The organism is Pseudomonas sp. ABC1 (genome assembly GCF_013395055.1).
In the GTDB taxonomy this organism is placed as follows: Bacteria; Pseudomonadota; Gammaproteobacteria; order Pseudomonadales; family Pseudomonadaceae; genus Stutzerimonas.
The window spans coordinates 3,237,974-3,262,221 of record NZ_CP058349.1 but is presented as its reverse complement, the minus strand read 5'-3'; the positions used below and the strand labels follow the sequence as shown (position 1 = coordinate 3,262,221).

Below are 24,248 nucleotides of genomic sequence, written 5' to 3'. Positions count from 1 at the left end.
CCACCGTTCGATTCGATTTCCATCATTTGGGGCCGGATCATCACGCCCAGGGGGCGGGGCTCTTCACGTGATGAATTTCAGCATAGATCAATGGAACGCCTGGGCGCCCGGCCTGGACAGCGCCGATGCGTGGGCCGACTGGTGCGCCTCGCCCCAGCCCATTGTCGATGACGAGCAGCAGCAACCCGCCGTGAGCTTCCTGCCCGCCATGCAACGCCGCCGCCTCAGTCGACTGGCGCGCATGGTCTGCCATATCGCCTGGCCCCTGGCCGAATCCTATCCGGCCCTGCCGCTGGTATTCGCCTCGCGCCACGGGGAGACCCCACGCACCCTCGAACTGATCCAGGAACTGGCACGGGGCGAAGCCCTCTCCCCGACCCAGTTCAGCCTCTCGGTGCATAACGCCATCATCGGACTGTGGTCGATCCTGCGGGGCGACAGCAGCGAGATGACCGCCATGGCCGCCGAGGGCGACGGGCTGGAACAAGCCATGCTGGAAGCCACCGGCCTGCTGGCCGAAGGCGCGCCAGCCGTGCTGCTGGTGATCGCCGAGGAAACGCCGCCCGCGCTGTACCGCCCCTATATAGACGACGTGCCCTTTTCCTATGCCCTCGCCCTGCTGTTGAAACCGGGCGATCAGTGGAGCCTGCAACTCGAACCGGGCAACGACACCCCATCCGTGTCGCAATGGCCCCACGCCATAAACCTGCTGCGCGCCCTGCACGGAAGGCAGTCGCGCCTCGAACATCACTGGAAACACCGTAAATGGGTCTGGTCATGCAGCAAGGGCTGAGCGACTACAATCCGCCCTTCCTGTGGCGCCTGCTCACCACGGCAGTCAGCTTCACCCTGTTCGGCGTGGGCGGCTTTCTCCTGCGCGTGATCATATTCCCCCTGCTCGCCTTGTTGCCCGGCGATGCCCTGGCGCACCGGCGCCGCGCACGCGCGACCGTGAGCCGGGTGTTCCTGCTGTTCGCCCGCTTCATGTACCACAGCGGCACCTTCACCTACGAAGTGCAAGGCATCGAGCGCCTTGGCCGACCGGGCCAACTGGTGATCGCCAACCATCCCTCGCTGATCGACGTGGTGATGCTGATCGCCTTCATCCGCGACTCCAATTGCGTGGTCAAGCAGAGCCTGTGGGACAACCCCTGCATGCGCGGCCCGATCCGCGCCGCCGGCTACATCAGCAACGACGGCAGCCTGGACATGCTCGACAAGGCCGCAGGCGCCCTGCAGGACGGCGAAACCCTGGTGGTATTCCCCGAGGGTACCCGCACCACGCCCGGCCAGAACCCCGAGTTCCATCGCGGCGCAGCAGCCATCGCCGTGCGTGGCGCCAGGGTGGTGACACCCGTGGTCATCACGGTCACCCCCACCACACTGACCAAGGCCGAGCCCTGGTACAGCATCCCCGCCAGGCGTTTCCATTTCCGCCTGCGCGTCGGCGAAGACATCGACCCGAGCCGCTTCACCGAGCAGGCTCCCTTGCCCATCGCCTCGCGCCGTCTCAATGAACACCTGCACAACCACTTCATAAAGGAGCTCGCAACAGATGAGCGATCTGCAGCTTGAAATCAAGAACCTGATCATCGACGCCCTCGGCCTGGAAGACATGACCGCCGAGGACATCGCCGCCGACCTCACCCTGTTCGGCGAAGGCCTCGGCCTGGACTCGGTGGACGCCCTGGAACTGGGCCTCGCCATCCAGAAGCGTTTCGGCATCAAGATCGACGCCGAAGCCAAGGACACCCGCAAGCATTTCGCCAACGTGAGCAGCCTGGCAGCCTTCGTTGCCGAGCGTCAGAACGCCTGAGGAGCCCCCGATGCAGAGCCGTGAAGAGATTTTCGCCACGCTGCAAGGCGCACTGGTGCAGTTGTTCGAGCTGCCTCCCGAGCGCGTGACCCTGGACGCCAACCTGTACCAGGACCTGGAGATCGACAGCATCGACGCGGTCGACCTGATCGACCACATCAAGCGCCAGACCGGTCGCAAGCTGGCCGCCGAAGAGTTCAAGGCCGTGCGGACCGTGTCCGACGTGGTCGAAGCGGTGTATCGCCTGGTCAACACCGACACGACGTCGAACTGAACCGATGCCACGCCTGCTCGTCCTGCTGCTGGCCCTGGTCGGTGTGCTCTACCCCTTCGCCGTGTACTTCGGCATGGAGCACCTGTCGCCGCGCCTGTTCGCCCTGCTGCTCGGTGGCCTGTGGCTGGTACGCAGCCTGAGTAGCCTGGGCAAGCCGGGCAATCGCTGGATGAGCCTCTGCGCACTGGCCTTCTGCCTGCTCCTCGGGCTGCTGGACGAACCGGCCCTGCTGCGCTGGTACCCGGTGCTGGTCAGTGGCCTGCTGCTGGCACTGTTCAGCCTGTCGCTGCGCTTCGGGCCGCCACTGGTCGAGCGCATGGCCCGCCTGAGCGAGCCGGAACTGCCCGAGGTCGCCGTGCGCTACACGCGCCGGGTGACACAGGTCTGGGCGCTGTTCTTCCTGCTCAACGGCATGGCCGTGATCGCCCTGGCCCTGTGGGCGCCACTGAGCTGGTGGACGCTGTACACCGGGCTGATTTCCTATGCCCTGATGGGGCTGCTGTTCGCTGTCGAGTGGCTGGTACGCCAACGTGTAAGGAGATTCGCATGAACTGGCTCGCCCCCGCCGAGCTACTGCTGCAAGGCGACCCCGAGCGCGTCGTGGCACTGGCCCCGCGCCTCACCCACGCAGACTGGCAGGCCCGCTCGCTGGCGCTGGCCGGTGCCTTGCAAGCACGAGGCGTACAACGCCTGGCACTGTACCTGGACGATGGCGCGGAGCTGGCCACGGCACTGTTCGGCGCCTGGCGCGCCGGTGTCCAGGTGCTGTTGCCGGGCGATGCCCAGCCCAGCACGCGCCAGCGCCTGGACAGCCAGGTCGACCTGTGGCTGGACACGCTGGACGGCCTGGAGGGCGGAACGCCCCTGGAAGCCGCGCAGCTGGACCTCGACACCTGTCGACTGACCCTGTGCACCTCCGGCTCCAGCGGCGAAGCCAAGCTGATCGAGAAGACCCTGCGCCAACTGCACAACGAGGTGCAGGCCCTGGAAAACCTGTGGGGCGCAGAACTTGGCCAGTCGATCCTGCTCGGCAGCGTGGCCGCCCAGCATATCTATGGCCTGCTGTTCCGCATCCTCTGGCCGCTGAGCGCCGGCCGTGGCATCTGGCGCAAGGCACTGCCGTTCCCCGAAGACCTGCAACGCGAAAGCCTCGGCCTGGCGGACTTCGCCTGGATCACCAGCCCGGCCCTGCTCAAGCGCATGGGCGACAACCTCGACTGGCCGGCGCTGGCCCGGGTGCGCAAGGTGTTCTCCTCCGGCGGCGCCTTACCGACAGCGGTCGCGCAAACCCTGGCCCGCCGCCTGGGCCAGTGGCCCAGCGAGATCTACGGCAGTTCCGAGACCGGCGGCATCGGATGGCGCCAGGGCAGCGCGAGCTGGCAACCCTTCGCCGACATCGAACTGAGCCTGGATGACCAGGGCGCCCTGCGCATCGCCTCGCCCTACCTGCCCAGCGGCCATGTCGAACAGAGCATGGATGCCGCCGAACTGCTCGACGATGGACGCTTCCTCCTGCACGGGCGGCTGGACCGCATCGTCAAACTGGAAGAAAAACGCATCTCGCTGCCCATGCTGGAGCAAGCGCTGTGCAGCCATGCCTGGGTGAGCGATGCGCGCCTCGGCGTCGTGCAGGAAGGCCGTGCCTTCCTCGGGGCGCTGCTGGCCCTGAGCCCAACCGGCGTGCACGCCCTGCGCAACCAGGGTCGGCGCACCGTCACCGACACCCTGCGCCGCCACCTGGCCGAGTACTGCGAGCCCATCGCCCTGCCACGCCGCTGGCGCCTGCTGGATGAACTGCCGGGCAACAGCCAGGGCAAGCTGCCGCAGGCGCAGATCGAGGCGCTGCTCGCAGCCCCGCGCCCACGGCACAGCGAACCGCTGACGGTCGAAGAAGTGGACGGCGAATGGCGCCTGGAGCTGCCCATACCGCTGGACCTCGCGCACTTCTCCGGGCACTTTCCGCACACCCCGGTACTGCCCGGCGTGGTGCAGATCGACTGGGCGCAGCGCCTGGCCCGACGCCTGATCGCAGACCTGCCGCCGCGCTTCGGTGGCATGGAAGTGCTCAAGTTCCAGCAACTGGTGCGCCCTGGCGATCGCCTGCAACTGACGCTGCGTTTCGACGCCACGCGCGGCAAGCTCTACTTCGCCTACCGCAATGGCGAAGCCGCCTGCTCCTCAGGACGCATCCTGCTGGAGCCGGCGCATGACTGATGGCCTGGCGGCGTTCCGGCCCTGTGCGGTGATCCCGGTCTACAACCACGAGCAGCCGTTGCCCGGCGTGGTCGAGCGCCTGCGCGGCTACGGCCTGCCCTGCATCCTGGTGGACGACGCGTCACAGGCCAGTTGTGCGGCGGTCATCGACCAGTTGGCCGAACGGACGGACGTCAGCGCCGTGCGCCTGCCCCATAACCAGGGCAAGGGTGCGGCGGTCATGGCCGGTATGCGCGAGGCGGCACGCCAGGGCTTCAGCCATGCGCTGCAAGTGGATGCCGACGGCCAGCACGACCTCGACAACATCGCGCTGTTCCTCGACAGCGCCAGGGCACAGCCCGAGGCACTGGTCTGCGGCTACCCCGAGTACGACCGGAGCGTCCCGCGCCTGCGCTTCTACGCCCGCTACCTGACCCACGTCTGGGTATGGATCAACAGCCTGTCGTTGCAGATCCGCGACTCCATGTGCGGCCTGCGCCTCTACCCGCTGGCCCCGACCCTGGCGCTCGCCGACAGCGTCCGCCTGGGCTGCCGGATGGATTTCGACACCGATATCCTGGTGCGCCTGGCCTGGCGCGAGCAGCCCATGCTCTGGCTGCCGGTGCGCGTGCGCTACCCCGAGGACGGCCTGTCGCACTTCCGCCCCTGGCACGACAACCTGCTAATCTCGAAGATGCACGCCACCCTGTTCTTCGGCATGTTGCCGCGCGCGCCGCGGATTCTCTGGCGCAGGTGGCGCGCGTGAGCGCACCGTCGCGGCACTGGGCCCGCCAGGGCGAGCGCGGCAGCTTCCTGCTGATGAAGCTCAGCGCCAGCGCCGTACGCCTGTTGGGACGCCGCCTGCTGAGCCCGCTGCTGTACCTGATCGTGCTGTATTTCTTCCTCTTCGGTCGCCGCGCCCGCGCCAGCATTCGCCAGTACCAGCACAACCTGGCCGCCTGGAGCGGACGCCGCGAACTGCGCCCCGACAGGCGCACGGTGCTGCGCCAGTTCACCAGCTTCGCCGATATCCTGCTGGACAAGCTGGATGTCTGGAATGGCCGGCTCGGCCTCGAACGCATTGCCCTGGTCGACCCCGATGGCTTGCGCGAACGCCTGCACGCAGGCGCGCGCGGGCAGATGCTGGTGGGCGCGCACCTGGGCAACCTGGAAGTCTGCCGCGCCCTGGCCGAACTGGGCGAACAGGTGCGCATGAATGTCCTGGTGCACACCAAGCACGCGCAGCACTTCAACCGCCTGCTGGGCGAAGCCGGCGCCAGTCACCTGCGCCTGATCCAGGTCAGCGAGCTGGACCCGGCGACCATGCTGCAACTCTCCGAGCGCCTCGACCGCGGCGAGTGGCTGGCCATCGCCGGCGACCGCATCCCCTTGCATGGCGGGCGGTGCGCCGAGGTCGAGTTTCTCGGCCAGCCCGCCGACTTCCCCCAGGGCCCCTGGCTACTGGCTGGCTTGCTGCAATGCCGGGTCGGCCTGATGCACTGCCTGAAGATCGACGGGCAGTACCAGGTGCGCCTGGAGGATTTCGCCGAGCGCGTGCAGTGGAATCGCCGCGAACGCGACGACGTCATCCGCGACTGGGTGCAGCGCTATGCCCGGCGCCTCGGCGAGCAGTGCCTGGATGCCCCTTACCAATGGTTCAACTTCTACCCCTTCTGGAAGAAACATGACGATGCTTCCATCTGAAACACGCGCACCTGAACACGTGACCTTCGGCGAACGGCCCCTGAGCATCGAGGACGTCGTGGCGCTGGCCGAGCGCCAGGCCAGCCCCCGCCTGCAGGACGACCCGGCCTACCAGGAAAAGATCGCCAAGGGCGCACGCTTCCTCGACACCCTGCTGGACAAGGAAGGCGTGATCTACGGCGTCACCACCGGCTATGGCGATTCCTGCGTGGTGGCGGTGCCGCTGCATCAGGTCGAGGCGCTGCCGCGTCACCTGTACACCTTCCACGGCTGCGGCCTGGGCAAGCTGCTGGACGCGGCCAGCACCCGCGCGGTCCTGGCGGCCCGCTTGCAGTCGCTGTGCCACGGGGTTTCCGGCGTGCGCGTCGAGCTGCTGCAACGCCTGCACGCGTTCCTCGAACATGACGTGCTGCCGTTGATCCCGGAAGAAGGCTCGGTGGGCGCCAGCGGCGACCTGACGCCGCTGTCCTACATCGCCGCGACCCTCAGCGGCGAACGCGAAGTGCTGTACCGGGGCGAGCGCTGCAGTGCCGCGCAGGTCCATGCGGAACTGGGCTGGACACCACTGACCCTGCGCCCGAAGGAAGCCCTGGCGTTGATGAACGGCACCGCCGTGATGACCGCCCTGGCCTGCCTGGCCTACTCGCGCGCCGACTACCTGCTGAAGCTGGCCAGCCGCATCACCGCCCTCAACGTGGTGGCGCTGGAAGGCAACCCGGAGCATTTCGACGAGCGCCTGTTCGCCGCCAAGCCGCACCCCGGCCAGAGCCAGGTTGCCGCCTGGCTACGCCAGGACCTGGCCATCGACGCGCCTACCGCGCCACTGCACCGCTTGCAGGACCGCTACTCGCTGCGCTGCGCACCGCATGTGCTCGGCGTGCTGGCCGACAGCCTGGGCCTGTTGCGCCAATTCATCGAGACCGAACTGAACAGCGCCAACGACAACCCACTGATCGACGGCGACGCCGAACGGGTGCTGCACGGCGGGCACTTCTATGGCGGCCATATCGCCTTCGCCATGGACAGCCTGAAGAACCTGGTGGGCAACGTCGCCGACCTGCTCGACCGCCAGCTCGCGCTGCTGGTGGACACCCGCTACAACCACGGCCTGCCGAGCAACCTGTCCGGCGCTCCGGCCGAGACGGCGATGATCAACCACGGCTTCAAGGCCGTGCAGATCGGCGCCAGCGCCTGGACCGCCGAGGCGTTGAAGAACACCCTGCCGGCCAGCGTGTTCTCGCGCTCCACCGAGTGCCACAACCAGGACAAGGTGAGCATGGGCACCATCGCCGCCCGCGATGCCCTGCGCAGCCTGGAGCTGACCGAACAGGTCGCCGCCGCCACCCTGCTGGCGGCCAACCAGGGTATCTGGCTGCGCCAGCGGGCCGGCAAGGACGGTATTCCCGCGCCGCTGGCGGACATGCGCCAGGCACTGGCGGAAGACTTCCCACCGGTCATCGAAGACCGCGCCCTGGAAGGCGAACTGCGCCTGTGCCTGGAACGTATCCGGGCCCGGCACTGGAGGCTGTATGCCTGAATCTGCCCTGGTGCGCATGGCGCACCCTACGGACCTCCACCACGTAGGGTGCGCCGCGCGCACCGCTCGTAAAGGAGCGATCCATGCGTAAGTCCGGCGTATTGCAGGCACACATCGAACTGCAGGTGCAGTTCTACGATGTCGACATGATGGAAGTGGTCTGGCACGGCCACTACGTCAAGTACTTCGAACAGGCACGCTGCGCCCTGCTGGACAAGCTCCAGCACAACTACCTGCAGATGCGCGAGTCGGGCTATGCCTGGCCGGTGATCGACCTGCAGGTGCGCTACGTGCGCGGGGCGACCTTTGGCCAGCGTATCCGCGTCTGCGCCGACCTGGTGGAGTGGGAGAACCGCTTGAAGATCAACTACCTCATCGTCGACGCCGAAACCGGCGAACGCATGACCCGAGGCAGCAGCGTACAGGTAGCGGTCGACATCGCCACCCGGGAGATGCAGTTCGGCTCGCCGCAAGTCTTCATCGACGCCGTCGAGCGGGCCCTGTCGTGAAGCCTGTCCTGTATATGCTCGCGTTGCTGGGCCTGCTCGGCAGCGGCCAGGTCCAGGCGTTCGAACTGGACGAACTGGCCGCGCAACTGAGCGAGCACGCCGTGGTACGCGGCCCGTTCATCCAGGAAAAACACCTGCGCGCACTGCCACAACCGCTGAGCAGTCAGGGCGACTTCGTCCTCAGCGCTGAGCGCGGGCTGCTCTGGCAATTGCGCAGCCCCATGCGCCAGGACTACCGCATCGACACCCAGGGCATCGCCCGGCACACGCCCGACGGCTGGCAGATGCAACCCGGACAGGACGTCGCCGCCCAGCAGAGCCGCCTGTTCCTGGCCGTACTAAAGGGTGACCACAGCGGCCTGGCACATGACTTCGAACTGCAACTGAGCGGCACCCAGGATGCCTGGCAGTTGCTGCTGACCCCGCGTTCGGTGCTGTTGCGGCAGATCTTCGACAGTATCCGCATCAGCGGCGGCGCGCTGGTGGAACGCATCGAACTGAACGAGACCCAAGGCGACCGCAGCGTCTTGCGCATGCCGCAAAGCCAGGCCGGCAGCGCCCTGAGCGAGCAGGAGCGCAACGCCTTTGAACACTGAACGGCTGCTGCCCAGGGCCTTCGTACTGGCGTTACTGGCACTGCTGGCGCTGGCCGCCTGGCAATGGCGGGACGGGCCACCGATCGCCGCGGACATGCTCGCGCTGCTGCCGGAAAGCGCCAACGACGCCGTGGCTCGCCAAGCCGAGCAGCGCATGCAGGAACCCCTCAGCCGCGACCTGCTGATCCTGGTCGGCCATCCACGGGAAGAACAGGCCCTCGCCCTGACCCGCAGGATCGCCGATGACTGGCAGCGCAGCGGTCTGTTCCAGGGGCTGCGCTGGAACCTGGACAGCGACCTGAACGACCTGCGTCAGCAATTGCTGACCGGTCGCCTGGCGCTGCTACCGCCAGCGGAGCGCCAACTGCTCGAAGAACAGCCCGAACAATTCATTGCACAGCGCGCCGCCGAGCTGTTCGACCCCTTCGCCGCCAACCTGCTGCCGCTGCAACAGGACTGGCTGGGCCTTGCCGCCCAATTGCAACAGAACGGCCGTCTGCACCTCGACCTCACCAGCGCCACCCTGCAAGTCACCGAACAGGGCCAGACCTGGATCGCCCTGCATGCGCGCAGCCAGGGCGCGGCCTTCGACATGCAGGCCGCGCCACTGATCGCCGACGAAGTCGAAGAAGCCCGCCTGATGGTGGAAGCCGAGGGCGGCCAGTTGCTCGCCGTCGGCGGCTTGCTGTTCGCCGCGGCTGGCCAGGAACAGGCCATCCGTGAAAGCGTCTGGATCGGCGGCGGCTCCACCCTCGGTATCCTCCTGCTGCTCCTGTATGCCTGGCGCCAGCCACGGGCACTGCTGGCCCTGCTGCCTATCGGCGTGGCACTGGTCAGTGGCGTGACGGTCTGCGTGCTGGTGTTCGCCCAGATCAACGCCCTGACCCTGGTGCTCGGCGCCAGCCTGGTCGGTGTCGCCAGCGACTACCCGCTGCACTACCTGAGCAAGAGCTGGAGCCAGGGCCCCTGGCACAGCTGGCAGCGCCTGTTCGAAGTCCTGCCCGGCCTGAGCCTGAGCCTGGGCACCAACCTGATCGGCTACCTGGCGCTGGCCTTCACGCCCTTCCCGGCGTTGACGCAGATCGCCCTGTTCTCCGCCGCCGGCCTGGTCGCCGCCTACCTGTGCGCCATCTGCCTGCTGCCGGCCTGCTTCGCCAATGTCCAGCCGCGCCCGGCCAAGGGCCTGCTGCAACTGAGCCAGCGCCTGCTCGCCGGTCGCGCCCGGCTGCTGCGCCGTATCGGCAGCAAGCCGTTGCTGGGCCTGTTGCTGCTGTTCTGTGCCGGCGGCCTGTGGCAACTGCACACGCAGAACGACCTGCGCCAGTGGCTGGGCCAGGCACCGGAACTGCTCGGCGACGCGCGCCGTGTCGCCGAACTGACCGGGCAACAGCCCACCAGCCAGTTCTTCCTGGTGCAGGGCAACGACGAAGCGCAACTGCTGGAGCGCCAGGGCGCATTGGCGCAACGCCTGGACACCCTGGTCGGCAACGGCCAGTTGCAGGGCTACCGCGCCCTGAGCCAGTTGCTCTCCAGCGTCCCGGAACAACAGCGCCTGCGCCAGGCCCTGGCGCAGCTTGCGCAACACTGGCAACCCCTGCTGGCCCTGGGCGTGCCCGAGGCGGCACTGCGCGGCGAACTGGCACAACTGCAGGCCTTGCCGCCGCTGGATATCGAACAGGTGTTGGGCGGGCCACTGGCCGAAGCCTGGCGACCCCTCTGGCTTGGTCGACAGGCTGATGGCCGTGTGGCAGCCCTGGTCAGCCTGCAAGGCCAGCCGACCAGTCCGGCCCTGGAAGACACCGCACACGGCCTCGACGGCGTGCAACTGATCGACCGGCCCGGCGAACTGAACCGCCTGTTCAGCGCCACCCAGTTGAGTGCCGCCGAACTCAAGCTGCTGTCCTGCGCCGCCATCCTGCTCCTGCTGTGGCTGCCCTTCGGGCTTTCCGGGGCACTGCGCCTGGTCGGCCTGCCGCTGCTGGCGGCAATGACCGCGCTGGCCTGCCTCGGCTGGCTGGGGCAGCCGCTGACGCTGTTCAGCCTGTTCGGCCTGCTGCTGATCACGGCGATCGGCGTCGACTACAGCATCCTCATGCGTGAAGCCATCGGCGGTGCCGCCGTCAGCCTGATCGGCGTGCTGCTGGCGGGTGTCACCAGTTGGCTGGCGTTCGGCCTGCTGCTGCTCAGCGGCACCCCCGCCATCGCCAACTTCGGCCTGGCGGTCAGCCTCGGCCTGCTGTTCTGCTGCCTGCTCTCGCCCTGGGCGGCGAAGGCCGAACGCAGCCCTCACACGACGGAACCCCTGCAATGACTGTACTGCTGTTCTGGTGCCTGGCACTGGCCCTCTATGCCCTGGTCGGCCTGCTCGGGGGCAAGCGCCTGGTGCCCATCGTCGGCCAACTGCTGGTGGCCAGTCTGGCGATCCCGGCCCTGCTGCTGGGCTGGGTAGAACCCCACTGGCAGCTCGGCACCAGCGACCTGCTCGCACCACAATGGCTGGACCTGCTCTACGGCCTGTGCTTCGCGCTGCTGCTGGGCTACATACTCAGCGACGTGATCGACCTCGACCTCAACACAGCTTGCCTGAAGATCGCCCTGCCGAGTTTTCTCGTGCCGCTGCTGGCGGGTCTGGCCTGCGCCTTCTGGCTGCTGCCCGGCGACTACGACTGGCTCAGCGCCCTGGGCATCGGCCTGCTGTTCTCAATCACCGCCATCCCGGTGCTCTACCTGTTCCTGCACAGCATCGACTACCCGCCGGCGGCCACCAAGCGCCTGCTGCATGCCGCCATCCTGATGGACTTCATGTGCTGGAGCCTGTTCGGCCTGGCGCAAGGCTCCAGCAACCCGGCCAGCCTGCTATGGCCGCTGCTGGCCGCCAGCCTGCCACTGCTGCTGGCGCGGCTGGGCCTGCGCAACGACCTGTTCTACAGCCTGCCGTTCTTCGCCCTGATGGTGCTGTTCCATGCGCTCGGGCTGAATGCCCTAGTGTTCGGCATCGCCTACATGCTGTGCCTGGCCTGGAGCGGCAAGCCCCTGCGCCTGCCCTTGCCGGAGCGTGGCTGGAAGCTGCTGATGAACGGCCTGGCAGTGCCGCTGATCCTCACCTGCGGCGTTCTGCGCGTGGACTTCCACGGCATTGGCGAACACTATTCCTGGCTGGTCATCGGCATCCTGCTGGTCGCGCCGGTGGCCAGCAAGGTCGCCGGCAGTTGGCTCGGCCTGCACTGGGCCGCACCGGCCGCCGCCGCGCGGATCAAGTGGCAGGAAAGCCTGCTGCTGAATATCCGGGGCCTGACCGAGATCGTCTTCCTCAACCTGCTCCTGCAGCAACAACTGATCGATTCACTGGTCTACTTCGGCCTGTTGCTGATGAGCCTGTTTTCCACCCTTCTGCCGGCCTTCCTCGGCAGGCACGTCAAAGTCGAAGCAAGAAGCCATCATGAATACAGCTGAAATCGAAAAACGCCAGGTCGTCGTCATCGGTGCCGGTCCCTCGGGTTCCATCGCCAGCGCACTGCTCAAGCGCAAGGGGCATGACGTCCTGGTGCTGGAGCGCCAGCGCTTTCCCCGCTTCTCGATTGGCGAGAGCCTGCTGTCGCACTGCCTGGACTTCATCGAAGAAGCCGGCATGCTCGACGCGGTCCGTGCCGCCGGCTACCAGATCAAGCACGGCGCGGCCTTCGCCTGGGGCGAGCGCCGCAGCGAGTTCGACTTCCGCGACACCTTCACCGAAGGCCAGGGTTCCACCTACCAGGTGGTGCGCGCCGACTTCGACAAGCTGCTGGCCGATGAAGCCGAGCGCCAGGGCGTGGAAATCCGCTACGAAGAGGAAATCATCGCCGCCGACTTCGACGGAGCGACGCCAAGCCTGACCGTCCGCCGCCTGGCCGACGGCCACGAATACCGCATCGCCTGCGACTTCGTGCTCGACGGCAGCGGCTATGGCCGCGTGCTGCCGCGCCTGCTCGACCTCGACATCCCGTCGGACCTGCCGGTGCGCCAGGCCATCTTCACCCACGTCGAGGACCGCAGTGCCGGCACCGGTTTCGACCGCGAGAAAATCCTCATCACGACCCACCCGACCCTGCGCGACGTATGGTTCTGGAGCATCCCGTTCAGCAATGGCCGCTGCTCGGTCGGCGTGGTCGCCGAAGCCACGCGCTACGAAGGCCGCCCGCTGGACCTGGACGCCTGCCTGCGGCAGTTCGTCGAGGAAACCCCCTCGCTGTCCGGCGTGCTGAAGAACGCCGTGTGGGATACTCCGGCGCGCAAGCTGGTCGGCTACTCGGCCAACGTCAAGCGCCTGCACGGCCCGGGCTTCGCCCTGCTCGGCAACGCGGCCGAGTTCCTCGACCCGGTGTTCTCCTCCGGCGTGACCATCGCCATGCGCTCGTCGAGCATGGCCGCCAACCTGCTGCACCGCCAGCTCAGCGGCGAGACGGTGGACTGGGAAGAGGACTTCGCCATCCCGCTCAAGCGGGGTGTGGACACTTTCCGCGTCTACGTCGAAGGCTGGTACGACGGCGCCTTCCAGGACGTCATCTACTACGAGAAGGCGTCCCCGGAGATCCGCCGCATGATCAGCTCGATCCTCGCCGGCTATGCCTGGGACGAGCGCAACCCCTACGTCGCCGAGCCGGCCCGCCGACTGCGCGTACTCGCCGAACTCTGTGCCCAGGGCTGAGCCCCGGCCCCGCCAACAAGGAGAGCAGATGCCATCCGTCGCCCCAACCTACGTCGAGGAAACCCGCTTCGGCTTCTGGTTCCTGCAGAGCCATGTCTGGCAGCACCATGTCTTGCGCGTCGCGATCAATGACCTGCAGCGCCTGATCAATGGTCCGCTGCCCGAAGAGCGGGTGCTGCTGGATGCCGGCTGTGGCCAGGGGCGCTCCTTCGCGCTGCTCGCCGAGGCCTTCCAGCCCACCCGCATGATCGGCCTGGATGCCGACCAGCACAGCCTCGACTGCTCGCGGGCACAAGCCACGCGCCTGGGCCTGGATATCGAACTGGTCGCCAGCGACTGCGCGAACATCGAACTGCCCGACGCCAGCGTCGACGTGCTGTTCTGCCACCAGACCTTCCACCACCTGGTGGAACAGGAAAAGGCCCTGGCCGAGTTCTGGCGCATCCTCAAGCCGGGTGGCCTGCTGCTGTTCGCGGAGTCGACCAAGTACTACATCGACACCTGGGTGATCCGCTGGCTGTTCCGCCACCCCATGCACGTGCAGAAGAGCGCCGAGCAATACCTGGCCATGCTGCGCGACCAGGGCTTCCAGTTCGACGAGAAGAACGTGTCCTACCCTTATCTGTGGTGGAGCCGCTCGGAGGACTTCGGCCTGCTGGAACGCTGGGGCCTGGCGAAGCCGAAGCCGTTCGGCCAACGCAATGAAACGCTGGTCAACGTCGCCGCGCGCAAGCCGCTGGAGGCAGCCTGCTGATGCGTTACCTGCTGGTCCTGATGGCGCTGCTGCTCACCGCATGCGCCAACCATACGCCCCTGCCGGAAAGAGTCCCGTCGCTGGTCGCGGCCCTGCCACTGACGTTGCAAATCGAACACACCGCGCCCCAGCAGACCGTGCAGCAATGGCTGCTGGTACTGCAACGGGAGGACGACGCCCTGCGCTACACGCTGCTCGACCCGTTGGGCACGCCACTGGCACGGCAGCGGCTGCGCGACGGCAGCTGGCACAATGACGGGTTGCTGCCGCCCAACCCCAGGGCCCGCGAGCTGTTCGGCGCCCTGCTGTTCGCCCTGACGCCGGATGCAGCGCTGGCCGGCAGCTACCCGACCGGCGCCTGGAGCCGCCACGGCGACGGACAACGCCAACTCGCGCCAGGCTGGCGGATCGATTACCGTGCGCCGCTGGATTTCACCCTGCGCACGAACGATGACCTGCGCTACCACGTCCGCCCGATGACCCACCAGGAGAGCCATTGATGCCCAGCTACCTGAACGCCCTGGGCCTGCTCTGCGCCCTGGGCCAGGGCCGGCAGGCCGTGGCCAGTGCACTGCTGGCCGGCGACACCCGTGGCATGCGCAGCGAGGACGGCTGGGTCGATGACCGCAGCCTGACCGTCGGCGCGGTGCCCGGAGAACTGCCGGCGTTGCCCTTCGCCACACCGGCGGCCAGCCGCAACCTGCAACTGCTGCTGGCCGCCGCACAACAGATCGAACCGCAGATACGCAGCGCCATCACTCGCTACGGCGCACACCGTATCGGCGTCCTCCTCGGCACCAGCACCTCGGGCATCGACGAGGCCAGCCAGGGTATCGCCACGTTCGTCCGCCAGGGCGAATTGCCCGCCAGCTACCACTATGCCCAGCAGGAAATGGCCGCCCCGGCGATCTTCCTCGCCGACTGGCTGGGCCTGGCCGGGCCGGCCTACTGCCAGTCCACCGCCTGCACCTCCAGTGCGCGCGCCCTGCTCAGCGCCCATCGCCTGCTCGAACAGGGCGTGTGCGATGCCGTGCTCTGCGGCGGAGTGGACAGCCTGTGCCGGCTGACCCTGAATGGTTTCTCGGCACTGGAAGCCGTGACCGCCGAGCGCTGCAACCCGTTCTCGGCCAACCGCAACGGCATCAACATCGGCGAAGGCGCGGCGCTGTTCCTGATGACTCGCGAAGAAGCCCCCATCGCCCTGTTCGGCGGCGGCGCCAGCTCGGATGCCCACCACATCTCGGCGCCCCATCCCGAAGGACGCGGCGCCCTGCTGGCCATGCGCAAAGCCCTGGCCAGCGCCGGGGTGGAAGCCGGGCAGATCGACTACCTCAACCTCCACGGCACCGCGACACGGCACAACGACGCCATGGAAAGCCTGGCGGTGCATGCGCTGTTCCCGAACGGCGTGGCCTGCTCGTCGAGCAAACCCATGACCGGCCACACCCTCGGCGCGGCCGGAGCGCTGGAGGCGGCCTTCTGCTGGCTGACCCTCAGCGAAGACAACGCCGAAGGCCGCCTGCCCCCCCACCTGTGGGACGGCCAGGCCGACCCTGAGTTACCGGCACTCGACCTGGTGCGCCCGGACACGCGGCTGCGCCGCAGCAGCGGGCGACGGCTGATGAGCAACTCCTTCGCCTTCGGTGGCAGCAACCTGTCGCTGATTATCGGAGACGCGCCATGACCCCCTGGAAGATCGCCGAGCTCATTCCCCATTCCGGCGACATGATCCTGATCGACGAAGTGCTGCGCTTCGGCGACGAGGACATCGAGACACGTCTGCGCGTGCGCCCCGACACCCTGTTCAGCACCGAGGACGGCAGCCTGCCGGCCTGGGTCGCGGTCGAGCTGATGGCGCAGAGCGTGGCGGCCTATGCCGGCTGCCATGCGCGCCAGGCCAGCGAGCCAGTGGAGCTGGGCTTCCTGCTCGGCACGCGCAGTTTCCAGTGCAATGTCGAAGGCTTCCCGGCCGGCAGCGAGCTGCGCATCAGCGCCCAGCGTTCGTTGCAGGACGACAATGGCATGGGCGTATTCGACTGCCTGTTGCAGGGCCAGGGCATCGAGGCCCATGCCCGCCTCAACGTGTTTCGCCCACCGAACGTTGCGAGCTACCTCCAGGAGCCGCAAGAACAGCAAGAACAGCAAGAACAGCAAGAACAGCAAGCACGACAAGAGAACGCACATGACTGACAGCATTCTGGTCACGGGTTCGAGCCGAGGCATCGGCCGTGCCATCGCACTGCGCCTGGCGCGCAGTGGCTACGACATCATCCTGCACTGCCGCTCGCGCCGCGAGGAAGCAGAAGCGGTACGCGAGCAGATCGAAGCCCAGGGCCAGCAGGCGCGTATCCTGCAATTCGACGTGTCCGACCGCGCGGCCTGCCGTGCCGCCCTCGAAACCGATATCGAACAGCACGGCGCCTACTATGGCGTGGTCTGCAATGCCGGCCTGACCCGCGACGGCGCCTTCCCGGCCCTCTCCGACGACGACTGGGACCAGGTGCTGCGCACCAACCTCGATGGCTTCTACAATGTGCTGCAGCCGCTGACCATGCCGATGATCCGGCGCCGGGCGCCAGGGCGAATCGTCTGCATCACCTCGGTCTCGGGACTGATCGGTAACCGTGGCCAGGTCAACTACAGCGCCTCCAAGGCCGGCGTGATCGGCGCGGCCAAGGCCCTCGCCATCGAGCTGGGCAAGCGCCGCATCACGGTCAACTGCGTGGCGCCGGGGCTTATCGACACTGATATCCTCGACGACCTGGTGCCGGTGGAAGAGATCCTCAAGATGGTCCCGGCCGGGCGCATGGGCAGCCCGGAGGAAGTCGCGGCGGCAGTGAATTTTCTGATGAGCGAGGACGCGGGCTATATCACCCGCCAGGTCCTCGCCGTGAACGGTGGTTTGTGTTGATGAAGCGTGTAGTCGTTACCGGCATGTCCGGGATCACGTCGCTGGGCAGTGACTGGCCAAGCATTTCGGCCGCCTTCGAGGCGGGCCGCAGCGGTATCCGGCGCATGGATGAGTGGGACCGCTACACCGAGCTGAACACTCGCCTGGGCGGGCCGGTGGACGATTTCGTCGCGCCCCGCCACTGGTCGCGCAAGCAGACCCGCAGCATGGGCCGGGTGTCCAAGCTGGCGGTGTTCGCCGCCGAGCGCGCCCTGGAGCAGGCCGGCCTGCTCGGCGACCCGATCATCCAGGATGGCCGCATGGGCGTCGCCTGTGGCTCGTCGACCGGCAGCACCGAGGAGGTGAAAGCTTTCGGCAACATGCTGCTGAACGCGGTCGCCGACGGCCTCAACGCCAACTCCTACATCCGCATGATGCCGCACACCACGGCGGCCAACATCAGTATCTTCTTCGGCCTCAAGGGCCGGCTGATCCCCACCTCCAGCGCCTGCACCAGCGGCAGCCAGGGCATCGGCTACGCCTACGAGGCGATCAAGTTCGGCCGTCTGAAGATGATGCTCGCCGGCGGCGCCGAGGAACTCTGCCCGACCGAGGCCATGGTGTTCGATGCGCTCTATGCCACCAGCCTGAAGAACGACGCCCCGCACACCTCGCCGCGCCCCTACGACAGCGGCCGCGACGGCCTGGTGATCGGCGAAGGCGCCGGCATCCTGGTGCTCGAAGAACTGGAACACGCCCTGGCGCGTGGCGCGACCGTCCACGCCGAGATCGTCGGCTTCGGTTGCAACTCCGACGGCCAGCACGCGACCAAGCCCGTCCAGGAAACCATGCGTGGCGCCATGCAACTGGCCCTCGACGATGCCGGCCTCGAACCGTCCGCCATCGGCTACGTCAACGGCCACGGCACGGCCACCGAGCAGGGCGACGTCGCCGAGACGCTGGCGACCCATGCGCTGTTCGGGCCACGCATGCCGATCAGCTCGCAGAAGAGCTTCCTCGGCCACACCCTGGGTGCCTGCGGCGCACTGGAGTCCTGGTTCAGCATCGAGATGATGAACCAAGACCGCTACGTGCCCACGCTGAACCTGGACCAGATCGACCCGGCCTGCGGCGAACTGGACTACCTGCGCGGCGAGTGCCGCCAGATGCACCACCAGTACGTCATGAGCAACAACTTCGCGTTCGGCGGCGTCAACACGTCGCTGATCTTCAAGCGCTGGAACTGAATAATTTCTCAACAAGGATGGAACACCCGCTATGCCCCGCTACCTGCCTCACCTGCTGCTGATCCTGGCACTCTTCGCCACGGGCGCCTGCAGCCGCCAGCAACCGATCCTGACCATAGAGCAGCCGCTGCGCACGGACAGCGCGTCCTTCCTGGACGAGCAGACCATGCAGCAGGCACTGGGGCGCGCCCTGACCCGCAACCGCTGGACCATCGGTGAAGGCCAGCCCGGCCTGTTGGCCGCCAACATGGACTTCCGTGGCCGCCACAAGATCTGGATCAGCGTCGAGTACGCGCCGGACCACTACAGCATCCTCTATCGCAACAGCGAGAACCTCGGCTATGCCGATGGCAAGATTCACAAACGCTACAATGCGCTGGTAAAAAAGCTCCATCGCACTATTCGTCAGGAACTGCAGATGGCGCGTAACCTCAAAGCCCTACAGCAATGACCCCCATCCCTTGCCGCAAAGGAAAGAGCACCATGAACAAGAAATACTGGATCGCGAGCGCACTCTGCCTGGGCCTGCTACCCGGCCTCAGCCAGGCCCGTGACACCACTCACTACCTGCCGTTCGATGCGGCCGTACAGGAAGCCACCAACGCTGGGCGTCTCGACGGCAGTGTGAAGTTCTACCTGGGCAACACCCCAGCCGGCGCCAAGGTCGTGCGTGCCAGCGTGACCACCAGCAAGAAGACCAACGCCTTCAACAAGACTGACGAAGCAGCCTGCTCCTGGGCCCTGCAATCGGCCCTGATCCACCTGCAGAACGCCGCCAAGCAGGCCGGCGCCAATGCCGTGACCAACCTCGTCAGCAACTACCAGCACAAGGTCTATTCCGACCGCCAGAAATTCGAATGCCACGCCGGCGCCGTCATGGCGGGCGTCGCGCTGAAAGGCGACCTGGCCAAGGTTCGCTGATCACGCGGGTTTGCTTGTTCAGGGAAGGGGCGGCGCTCAGCGTGGCGCCGCTCCTTCCTTAGAAGACGAAGGGAATGAACATCCGACTACGTGCCATGTAGTCCCGGTACGGCTCACCGAAATAGTCGATGCACTCGGCCTCGTCGCGCCGTGCGGTGAGTAGCAGCAACAGACTGGCCAGCAGCGCCAGCCCCAGGGTCAGGCCGTCCAGGTTCTTCCAGGCGATACCCCAAGCCAGTAACAGCAGCGAGCAGTACAGCGGATGGCGGATATAGCGGAAGATGCCGCTGGTCACCAGTCGCGAGGTGCGCTCGAAGGCGAACAGCTCATCATCCTGCCGCCCTTGCGTGGCCCGTCCGAAACGGCGCATCTGGTACACCCCGGCGAACAGCACCGCCAGCGACAGCGTCAGCAGCACCCATGAAATGCGCTGGTGGAGCGCCCCGCGATCCTCGAACCAGTAAGGCGCATTCAACACCAGCAACACCAGCATCACTTCCCAGGCCAGGAAACGATAGAAACCATGGCTGCGAGGATTCCCCAGCGCCCGCCAGGAAACACCGACCAGCAGCGCACTGAGCACGACGAAAGCCACCACCTGAAACACCACCCGTCCAATCCTCCCTGCCCTGTCGGGCACCTGTTAAACTCTGCCGCCTTCATGCGCCCAGACCCTACGCCATGGATCGCACCCAACTGCACACGCTCTTGCCACACCAGGGCCCGGCACTCTGGCTGGACGCCCTGCTCGCACACGACGCCACACATATTCGCGGCCTCAGCGCCTGGCATTACCTCGACAGCCTTGGCGAGGATGCATCGCCCTGCCTGCTGTTCGAAGCCGCCGCCCAACTGTGCGCGGCGCATGGTGCCCTATATGGCGGGGATGCGGCCATCGAAATGGCGCTGGTCGGCAAGCTCTCACAGTTGAGGCTGCATACCCAGCCGGAGTTCCGCCAGGAGCCACTGCAACTGGCCGCGACCCAGGAGGCACTGAGCCCGGCCGGAGCAGCCTATGCCTTCAGCATCCACAACGGCGACCAACTGCTGCTCGACGGCAAACTGCTGCTGGTGCTGAGCCATGCTTGAACTGAACAACCTCGGCTTCCGCTACCCGGGCGCCGACAGCCAGGCCCTGCAAGGCATCAACCTGCGCCTGGAGCCCGGCCAGTGCCTGGGCCTGCTCGGCGGCAATGGCGCCGGCAAGACCACCCTGCTCTCCCTGCTCAGCGGCACCCTGCCACCACAGCAGGGGGAAATCCGCTGGGACGGGCCGCGCAGCCTGGGCCTGGTGCCCCAGCAACTGGCGTTCTACGCCGGCCTCACGGTCACCGAAAACCTCGAACTGTTCGCCGATCTCTACCGCCTGCGCGGCCCCCTGCGGCGCCAGCGCATGCAGTGGTGCATCGCCAGCGGCGCCCTGGAAGACAAACTGCAACGCCGCGCCAGCCAGCTTTCCGGCGGCGAGCAGCGCCGTCTCAACTTCGCCATCGGCCTGTTGCAACCGGCGCGCCTGTACCTGCTCGACGAAGCCACGGTGGGCGTCGATGCGGCGAATCGCCAGCGCCTGCTGGAGACCGTCGAACAGCTCAGTGCGGATGGCCATGCCGTGATCTACACCAGCCACTACCTGGATGAAATGGAGCGCGTGGCCCAGCGCATCCTGCTGTTGCACGAAGGGCAGGTGCGCCTCGACCTGGACACCTCGCAACTGCTCGAAAACGGCCACGGCCTGTTGCTGGAATGGCCGTCGGCCATACCGGACGCACTGCCGCCCTTGCTGGAACGGCTCGGCTTGAGCGCCCAGCGCCTGCCGCGTGGCCTGCGCATCGAACACATCGATGCGCCACGGTTGCTGGCCATCACCGAGTTCATCGCGTGCCAGCCGGTATTACCCAGCCTGCTGCGCTTCGGCCGTCCGTCCCTGGAGCAGCTCTACCTCAGCCTGAACGGGGGGCGCCTATGAGCGCACTGCTGGCCTTGAGCCGCAAGGAAGTCGCCCTGCTGCTGCGCGACCCGCATGCCCTGGCGGTGCTGTTCATCATGCCGGTGCTGTTCTTGCTGGTGATGGCGGCGGCCCTCTCCAGCTATATGCAGGAAGAAGCGCCAACCCTGCGCCTGGTGCTGGAGGTGCCCCATGCCGACGATGCCAGCGATTTCCTGCGCACGGCCCTGCAAGCACAACTGCCTGGCAGCGACCTGCTGGAGCACTCGGACGAAGCGCTGCCACGGATCAGCCTGCCCGAGGACTTCTCGCAAACCCTGCTGGAAACCCCGCACCAGGGACCGCAACTGAGCTTCCCGGCGCGTCTGGACAACCAGAGCCGCCAGCACCTGCGTGCGGCCCTGACCATCGCCCTGGCGCAGACGCGCCTGCTGGCCTACCTGCAGGACAGCGATGCGCTGCCGCCCGACATCGACGCGGACGAGCGCCTGCTGCTGATCCAGCAACGCACCCAGAGCGACATCCCAGAACGGCAACTGCTCGCCAGCGGCGAACTCAGCGGCCAGGCCAACGGCAGCCAGTTGAGCGTGCCGGCCTGGCTGATCTTCGGCATGTTCTTCATCGCCCTGCCGATGGCGGGCGGCTTCCAGCGCGAACAGCAGAACGGTACCCTGCTGCGCTTCCGCGCCCTGGGCCTCGGCACGGGAACGCTGATCCTGAGCAAGCTGTTGCCTTACCTGGCCCTCAACCTGCTGCAATTCGCCGTGCTGCTGAGCATCGGCCTGTACGGCCTGCCGCTGCTGGGCCTGAGCGGCCTGAGCCTGCCGGGCAGCGCCCTGGCCTATCCACTGCTGGCGCTCTGCCTGAGCCTCGCCGCCTGCAGCCTCGGCCTGTTCCTCGCAGCCCTGGCGCGCAGCGGCGAACAGGCATTGCTGCTCGGCGGCGGGATCAATATCATCCTCGCCGCCATCGGCGGCATCATGGTGCCCAAGAGCGTCATGCCCGAAGCCATGAGCCGACTGGCCGAGATTTCACCGATGAGCTGGGCGCTGGATGCCTTTCTCACGCTACTGGTCGGCCAGGGTGACCTGGCCGACATCCTTCCCTACTGTATCCGCCTCGCGCTGTTCGCCGCACTGTTCGGCACGGGTGGGCTGCTCCTGTTTCGCAAACGAGTACGGCAAACGCAATGGACAACCAGCAACTAGAACAACAGCTCAAGCAACTGCTGATTCGTGAATGCGACAAGGAAGACGACATCGACTGGCAAAGCATCAGCGATGACGAACCCCTGTTCGGACAGCACAGCCGCATCCAGATGGACAGCCTGGACGCCCTGCAAGTCTCGCTGGCCCTGCAACAGCACTATGGCGTGCGCATCGAGGGCGCCAAGGACGGGCGGCGCATACTCAACAGCATCGCCAGCATCGCCGCCTTCATCCGCGAACCTTCATGACGCCGGTCTACCTGCAACGCAGCGCACTGCTGAGCGCCCTCGGCGCGGACCTGGAGAGCGCAGCCCAGGCCTTGCACGAAGACCGCAAGCCCACGGCAAAGCCGTTCACCCTGCATGAACGGGGCGAGCCGCGCAGCTACCTGAACGTCCGGGCCGATGCCGACGACCTGGAGCGACGGCTGGACCGTCTGCTGGCCGAGACGCTGGGCAATGACTCCGCCGCCGACTGCCTGCTGCTGATCGCCAGCACCAGCCTGGACATCAACGAGCTGGAAGCCCGTGCCACGCGCGAGCAGGGCTTCCGCCGCGAGCACTCGACGCCCCTCGACCTGCTGGCCGAGCGCCTGGGCCAGCGCTGGGGCTTTCTCGATGCCTTCACCCTCAACACCGCCTGCACCAGCGCCGCCAACGGGCTGCTCTACGGTGCCCGCCTGCTGGCGGCCGGGCATTGCCGGCGCGTACTGGTATTAGCCTTCGAGACACCCAGCGTGCTGGCCATGCAAGGTTTCGGCGCCCTCGACCTGAGCAGCCCCAGCGGCCAGTATCGCCCCTTCCATCCCCAGCGCGATGGGCTGGTGCTGGGTGAGGCCTATGCCGCCACCCTGCTCGGCCTGGAGCCCGGACCCGCACCGCTGGCGCGTCTGCTCGGCGGCTTCAGCGCCTGCGACACCAGCAGCCTGACCAGCACCCGCGAGGACGGCAGCCATATCGACTGGGTCATGCAACGCGCCCTGCACAGCGCTGGCCGGCAGGTCGAGGACATTGCCCTGGTCAAACTGCATGGCACCGCTACCGGGGCCAACGACCTGGCGGAGAGCAACGGTATCCGCCGCCTGTTCGGCGATACACCGCCACCCCTGAGCGTACTCAAGCCCTGGCTCGGGCATACCCTCGGCGCCTGCGGGCTGAGCGAACCGCTGCTGCTGCTCAGCGCCTTGCGCCTGGGGCAGTTACCGCCACTCGACTACGCGCGCGAAGCCCTTTTGCCGCTGCCGACGGCCGCCTTCGGCATGCCGACGGATGGCCTGCTGATGGCCAACTTCTTCGGCTTCGGCGGCAACAATGCCAGCCTGGTCTTGCAGGGAATGAGAACATGAAGGTGATCGCCGCCCATGAACTGCACGGCAACGCCCAGTGCGACGACAAGGCACTGAAATCAGCCCTCGTCGAATGGCTGCCCAACCCTCCACGGCGTATCGACCGGCTGATCCTGCTGGCCTTGCTCGGCGCAGCACCACTGAAAGGCCAGGTACGCAGCGACTGCGGCCTCTACCTCGCCTCGCGCCACCCGGCGCGCAGCACCATGGGCGCCCTGCTCGACGCTGTCTGCGTGCAGCAGCGACAGCCCAAGCCGTTCGAATTCGTCAACAGCGTCAGCAATGCCGCCGGCTTCCACGTGGCCCAGCAACTCGGCCTGGAAGGCCCCAACCTGTTCATCGGCGCCGGGCCGCGCGTCTGGCGCCAGCTACAACAGCTGGCCACCCTCGACCTGGCCGACGGCAGTGTCAGCCAGGCGCTGTTGCTGGTGGTGGACGAACAGGCAGACTTCACCGTGCAGGCCGCCCTGCTGGAAAACGGCCCTCACAACAGGCTCGCGGAAGGCTTTGCCGAACTGAGCGCTTCTCTCAAGATCACCCGCACAAGCCTGCCGTAGGGTGCGCCATGCGCACCGAGAGATACCGTAGCGCTGGCCCGGTGCGCATGGCGCACCCTACGAAAACC

29 protein-coding genes are annotated in these 24,248 nt (G+C 66.9%); 28 read left to right on the top strand and 1 reads right to left on the bottom strand.

The window, feature by feature from the left end; translation table 11 throughout:
* Nucleotides 1–70: 70 nt before the first annotated feature.
* From HW090_RS14315 to HW090_RS14210, 22 genes are all read left to right on the top strand, one after another.
* Nucleotides 71–793, top strand: a complete 723-nt coding sequence (locus tag HW090_RS14315) for a beta-ketoacyl synthase chain length factor (RefSeq protein ID WP_179114147.1) — start codon at nucleotides 71–73, stop codon at nucleotides 791–793.
* On the top strand, nucleotides 778–1,575 hold the full coding sequence (locus HW090_RS14310) for a 1-acyl-sn-glycerol-3-phosphate acyltransferase (protein WP_179114924.1): 798 nt from the start codon (nucleotides 778–780) through the stop codon (nucleotides 1,573–1,575). The genes HW090_RS14315 and HW090_RS14310 overlap by 16 nt, the downstream gene beginning before the upstream one ends.
* Nucleotides 1,556–1,816, top strand: a complete 261-nt coding sequence (locus HW090_RS14305) for a phosphopantetheine-binding protein (RefSeq protein ID WP_179114146.1) — start codon at nucleotides 1,556–1,558, stop codon at nucleotides 1,814–1,816. The genes HW090_RS14310 and HW090_RS14305 overlap by 20 nt, the downstream gene beginning before the upstream one ends.
* 10 nt (nucleotides 1,817–1,826) lie before the next feature.
* Entirely contained in the window at nucleotides 1,827–2,090 is a 264-nt protein-coding gene (locus HW090_RS14300; protein WP_179114145.1) for an acyl carrier protein, read from the top strand.
* Between the two features lie 4 nt (nucleotides 2,091–2,094).
* The gene (locus HW090_RS14295; RefSeq protein WP_179114144.1) at nucleotides 2,095–2,640 is read left to right on the top strand and encodes a hypothetical protein; all 546 of its coding nucleotides are present in this window, start codon (nucleotides 2,095–2,097) and stop codon (nucleotides 2,638–2,640) included.
* Nucleotides 2,637–4,304: an acyl-CoA synthetase family protein gene (locus HW090_RS14290; RefSeq protein ID WP_179114143.1), complete on the top strand. Its 1,668-nt coding sequence runs from the start codon at nucleotides 2,637–2,639 to the stop codon at nucleotides 4,302–4,304. The genes HW090_RS14295 and HW090_RS14290 overlap by 4 nt, the downstream gene beginning before the upstream one ends.
* A complete protein-coding gene (locus HW090_RS14285) occupies nucleotides 4,297–5,049 on the top strand; it encodes a glycosyltransferase family 2 protein (protein WP_179114142.1) in 753 nt (250 codons plus the stop codon). The genes HW090_RS14290 and HW090_RS14285 overlap by 8 nt, the downstream gene beginning before the upstream one ends.
* A 53-nt stretch (nucleotides 5,050–5,102) precedes the next feature.
* Nucleotides 5,103–5,987 (top strand): glycosyl transferase, encoded by an 885-nt coding sequence (locus HW090_RS14280; RefSeq protein ID WP_179114923.1) that lies wholly within the window; start codon nucleotides 5,103–5,105, stop codon nucleotides 5,985–5,987.
* Nucleotides 5,974–7,524, top strand: a complete 1,551-nt coding sequence (gene hutH, locus HW090_RS14275; RefSeq protein WP_179114922.1) for a histidine ammonia-lyase — start codon at nucleotides 5,974–5,976, stop codon at nucleotides 7,522–7,524. The genes HW090_RS14280 and hutH overlap by 14 nt, the downstream gene beginning before the upstream one ends.
* Before the next feature lie 83 nt (nucleotides 7,525–7,607).
* Nucleotides 7,608–8,033 carry a thioesterase family protein gene (locus HW090_RS14270; RefSeq protein ID WP_179114141.1) on the top strand — a complete coding sequence of 142 codons (426 nt, stop codon included), beginning with the start codon at nucleotides 7,608–7,610 and terminating at the stop codon, nucleotides 8,031–8,033.
* Nucleotides 8,030–8,629, top strand: coding sequence for an outer membrane lipoprotein carrier protein LolA (locus HW090_RS14265; protein WP_256930678.1), 600 nt, complete (start codon nucleotides 8,030–8,032; stop codon nucleotides 8,627–8,629). The genes HW090_RS14270 and HW090_RS14265 overlap by 4 nt, the downstream gene beginning before the upstream one ends.
* On the top strand, nucleotides 8,619–10,940 hold the full coding sequence (locus tag HW090_RS14260) for an MMPL family transporter (RefSeq protein ID WP_179114140.1): 2,322 nt from the start codon (nucleotides 8,619–8,621) through the stop codon (nucleotides 10,938–10,940). The genes HW090_RS14265 and HW090_RS14260 overlap by 11 nt, the downstream gene beginning before the upstream one ends.
* Entirely contained in the window at nucleotides 10,937–12,082 is a 1,146-nt protein-coding gene (locus tag HW090_RS14255; RefSeq protein ID WP_179114139.1) for a sodium:proton antiporter, read from the top strand. Before HW090_RS14260 ends, HW090_RS14255 begins: the two co-directional genes overlap by 4 nt.
* Nucleotides 12,069–13,313 carry an NAD(P)/FAD-dependent oxidoreductase gene (locus HW090_RS14250; RefSeq protein WP_179114138.1) on the top strand — a complete coding sequence of 415 codons (1,245 nt, stop codon included), beginning with the start codon at nucleotides 12,069–12,071 and terminating at the stop codon, nucleotides 13,311–13,313. The genes HW090_RS14255 and HW090_RS14250 overlap by 14 nt, the downstream gene beginning before the upstream one ends.
* A 28-nt stretch (nucleotides 13,314–13,341) precedes the next feature.
* Nucleotides 13,342–14,067, top strand: coding sequence for a class I SAM-dependent methyltransferase (locus tag HW090_RS14245; RefSeq protein WP_179114137.1), 726 nt, complete (start codon nucleotides 13,342–13,344; stop codon nucleotides 14,065–14,067).
* Nucleotides 14,064–14,567: a DUF3261 domain-containing protein gene (locus HW090_RS14240; protein WP_179114920.1), complete on the top strand. Its 504-nt coding sequence runs from the start codon at nucleotides 14,064–14,066 to the stop codon at nucleotides 14,565–14,567. The genes HW090_RS14245 and HW090_RS14240 overlap by 4 nt, the downstream gene beginning before the upstream one ends.
* Complete coding sequence (locus tag HW090_RS14235; RefSeq protein WP_179114136.1) at nucleotides 14,567–15,751, top strand: beta-ketoacyl-[acyl-carrier-protein] synthase family protein; 1,185 nt, start codon at nucleotides 14,567–14,569, stop codon at nucleotides 15,749–15,751. The genes HW090_RS14240 and HW090_RS14235 overlap by 1 nt, the downstream gene beginning before the upstream one ends.
* Entirely contained in the window at nucleotides 15,748–16,257 is a 510-nt protein-coding gene (locus HW090_RS14230; RefSeq protein WP_179114135.1) for a hotdog family protein, read from the top strand. Before HW090_RS14235 ends, HW090_RS14230 begins: the two co-directional genes overlap by 4 nt.
* Complete coding sequence (gene fabG, locus HW090_RS14225) at nucleotides 16,250–16,978, top strand: 3-oxoacyl-ACP reductase FabG (protein WP_179114134.1); 729 nt, start codon at nucleotides 16,250–16,252, stop codon at nucleotides 16,976–16,978. The genes HW090_RS14230 and fabG overlap by 8 nt, the downstream gene beginning before the upstream one ends.
* Nucleotides 16,978–18,204, top strand: coding sequence for a beta-ketoacyl-ACP synthase (locus tag HW090_RS14220; protein WP_179114133.1), 1,227 nt, complete (start codon nucleotides 16,978–16,980; stop codon nucleotides 18,202–18,204). Before fabG ends, HW090_RS14220 begins: the two co-directional genes overlap by 1 nt.
* 31 nt (nucleotides 18,205–18,235) lie before the next feature.
* On the top strand, nucleotides 18,236–18,655 hold the full coding sequence (locus HW090_RS14215; protein ID WP_179114132.1) for a hypothetical protein: 420 nt from the start codon (nucleotides 18,236–18,238) through the stop codon (nucleotides 18,653–18,655).
* Nucleotides 18,656–18,687: 32 nt separating this feature from the next.
* Nucleotides 18,688–19,125 (top strand): excinuclease, encoded by a 438-nt coding sequence (locus HW090_RS14210; RefSeq protein WP_179114131.1) that lies wholly within the window; start codon nucleotides 18,688–18,690, stop codon nucleotides 19,123–19,125.
* Between the two features lie 58 nt (nucleotides 19,126–19,183).
* On the opposite strand, the gene HW090_RS14205 is transcribed toward HW090_RS14210, so the two are convergent.
* Nucleotides 19,184–19,735 (bottom strand): isoprenylcysteine carboxylmethyltransferase family protein, encoded by a 552-nt coding sequence (locus tag HW090_RS14205; RefSeq protein WP_179114130.1) that lies wholly within the window; start codon nucleotides 19,733–19,735, stop codon nucleotides 19,184–19,186.
* Nucleotides 19,736–19,806: 71 nt separating this feature from the next.
* Here HW090_RS14205 and HW090_RS14200 point away from each other — a divergent pair, with 71 nt between their 5' ends.
* From HW090_RS14200 to HW090_RS14175, 6 genes are read left to right on the top strand one after another with little or no spacing between them, the layout of a single operon-like run.
* Complete coding sequence (locus HW090_RS14200) at nucleotides 19,807–20,214, top strand: beta-hydroxyacyl-ACP dehydratase (RefSeq protein WP_179114129.1); 408 nt, start codon at nucleotides 19,807–19,809, stop codon at nucleotides 20,212–20,214.
* Entirely contained in the window at nucleotides 20,207–21,091 is an 885-nt protein-coding gene (locus HW090_RS14195) for an ATP-binding cassette domain-containing protein (protein WP_179114128.1), read from the top strand. Before HW090_RS14200 ends, HW090_RS14195 begins: the two co-directional genes overlap by 8 nt.
* The gene (locus tag HW090_RS14190; RefSeq protein WP_179114127.1) at nucleotides 21,088–22,278 is read left to right on the top strand and encodes an ABC transporter permease; all 1,191 of its coding nucleotides are present in this window, start codon (nucleotides 21,088–21,090) and stop codon (nucleotides 22,276–22,278) included. The genes HW090_RS14195 and HW090_RS14190 overlap by 4 nt, the downstream gene beginning before the upstream one ends.
* The gene (locus tag HW090_RS14185) at nucleotides 22,260–22,526 is read left to right on the top strand and encodes an acyl carrier protein (protein WP_179114126.1); all 267 of its coding nucleotides are present in this window, start codon (nucleotides 22,260–22,262) and stop codon (nucleotides 22,524–22,526) included. The genes HW090_RS14190 and HW090_RS14185 overlap by 19 nt, the downstream gene beginning before the upstream one ends.
* Nucleotides 22,523–23,623: a beta-ketoacyl synthase N-terminal-like domain-containing protein gene (locus HW090_RS14180; RefSeq protein WP_179114125.1), complete on the top strand. Its 1,101-nt coding sequence runs from the start codon at nucleotides 22,523–22,525 to the stop codon at nucleotides 23,621–23,623. The genes HW090_RS14185 and HW090_RS14180 overlap by 4 nt, the downstream gene beginning before the upstream one ends.
* Nucleotides 23,620–24,180: a hypothetical protein gene (locus tag HW090_RS14175; RefSeq protein WP_179114124.1), complete on the top strand. Its 561-nt coding sequence runs from the start codon at nucleotides 23,620–23,622 to the stop codon at nucleotides 24,178–24,180. Before HW090_RS14180 ends, HW090_RS14175 begins: the two co-directional genes overlap by 4 nt.
* Nucleotides 24,181–24,248 lie beyond the last annotated feature (68 nt).

What these genes read in the sequence shown, in the direction of transcription:
- HW090_RS14315 (WP_179114147.1), top strand. Translation starts at nt 71, where the DNA reads ATGAATTTCAGCATAGATCAATGGAACGCCTGGGCGCCCGGCCTGGAC.
- HW090_RS14310 (WP_179114924.1), top strand. Translation starts at nt 778, where the DNA reads ATGCAGCAAGGGCTGAGCGACTACAATCCGCCCTTCCTGTGGCGCCTG.
- HW090_RS14305 (WP_179114146.1), top strand. Translation starts at nt 1,556, where the DNA reads ATGAGCGATCTGCAGCTTGAAATCAAGAACCTGATCATCGACGCCCTC.
- HW090_RS14300 (WP_179114145.1), top strand. Translation starts at nt 1,827, where the DNA reads ATGCAGAGCCGTGAAGAGATTTTCGCCACGCTGCAAGGCGCACTGGTG.
- HW090_RS14295 (WP_179114144.1), top strand. Translation starts at nt 2,095, where the DNA reads ATGCCACGCCTGCTCGTCCTGCTGCTGGCCCTGGTCGGTGTGCTCTAC.
- HW090_RS14290 (WP_179114143.1), top strand. Translation starts at nt 2,637, where the DNA reads ATGAACTGGCTCGCCCCCGCCGAGCTACTGCTGCAAGGCGACCCCGAG.
- HW090_RS14285 (WP_179114142.1), top strand. Translation starts at nt 4,297, where the DNA reads ATGACTGATGGCCTGGCGGCGTTCCGGCCCTGTGCGGTGATCCCGGTC.
- HW090_RS14280 (WP_179114923.1), top strand. Translation starts at nt 5,103, where the DNA reads ATGAAGCTCAGCGCCAGCGCCGTACGCCTGTTGGGACGCCGCCTGCTG.
- hutH (WP_179114922.1), top strand. Translation starts at nt 5,974, where the DNA reads ATGCTTCCATCTGAAACACGCGCACCTGAACACGTGACCTTCGGCGAA.
- HW090_RS14270 (WP_179114141.1), top strand. Translation starts at nt 7,608, where the DNA reads ATGCGTAAGTCCGGCGTATTGCAGGCACACATCGAACTGCAGGTGCAG.
- HW090_RS14255 (WP_179114139.1), top strand. Translation starts at nt 10,937, where the DNA reads ATGACTGTACTGCTGTTCTGGTGCCTGGCACTGGCCCTCTATGCCCTG.
- HW090_RS14250 (WP_179114138.1), top strand. Translation starts at nt 12,069, where the DNA reads ATGAATACAGCTGAAATCGAAAAACGCCAGGTCGTCGTCATCGGTGCC.
- HW090_RS14245 (WP_179114137.1), top strand. Translation starts at nt 13,342, where the DNA reads ATGCCATCCGTCGCCCCAACCTACGTCGAGGAAACCCGCTTCGGCTTC.
- HW090_RS14235 (WP_179114136.1), top strand. Translation starts at nt 14,567, where the DNA reads ATGCCCAGCTACCTGAACGCCCTGGGCCTGCTCTGCGCCCTGGGCCAG.
- HW090_RS14230 (WP_179114135.1), top strand. Translation starts at nt 15,748, where the DNA reads ATGACCCCCTGGAAGATCGCCGAGCTCATTCCCCATTCCGGCGACATG.
- fabG (WP_179114134.1), top strand. Translation starts at nt 16,250, where the DNA reads ATGACTGACAGCATTCTGGTCACGGGTTCGAGCCGAGGCATCGGCCGT.
- HW090_RS14220 (WP_179114133.1), top strand. Translation starts at nt 16,978, where the DNA reads ATGAAGCGTGTAGTCGTTACCGGCATGTCCGGGATCACGTCGCTGGGC.
- HW090_RS14215 (WP_179114132.1), top strand. Translation starts at nt 18,236, where the DNA reads ATGCCCCGCTACCTGCCTCACCTGCTGCTGATCCTGGCACTCTTCGCC.
- HW090_RS14210 (WP_179114131.1), top strand. Translation starts at nt 18,688, where the DNA reads ATGAACAAGAAATACTGGATCGCGAGCGCACTCTGCCTGGGCCTGCTA.
- HW090_RS14200 (WP_179114129.1), top strand. Translation starts at nt 19,807, where the DNA reads ATGGATCGCACCCAACTGCACACGCTCTTGCCACACCAGGGCCCGGCA.
- HW090_RS14195 (WP_179114128.1), top strand. Translation starts at nt 20,207, where the DNA reads ATGCTTGAACTGAACAACCTCGGCTTCCGCTACCCGGGCGCCGACAGC.
- HW090_RS14190 (WP_179114127.1), top strand. Translation starts at nt 21,088, where the DNA reads ATGAGCGCACTGCTGGCCTTGAGCCGCAAGGAAGTCGCCCTGCTGCTG.
- HW090_RS14185 (WP_179114126.1), top strand. Translation starts at nt 22,260, where the DNA reads ATGGACAACCAGCAACTAGAACAACAGCTCAAGCAACTGCTGATTCGT.
- HW090_RS14180 (WP_179114125.1), top strand. Translation starts at nt 22,523, where the DNA reads ATGACGCCGGTCTACCTGCAACGCAGCGCACTGCTGAGCGCCCTCGGC.
- HW090_RS14175 (WP_179114124.1), top strand. Translation starts at nt 23,620, where the DNA reads ATGAAGGTGATCGCCGCCCATGAACTGCACGGCAACGCCCAGTGCGAC.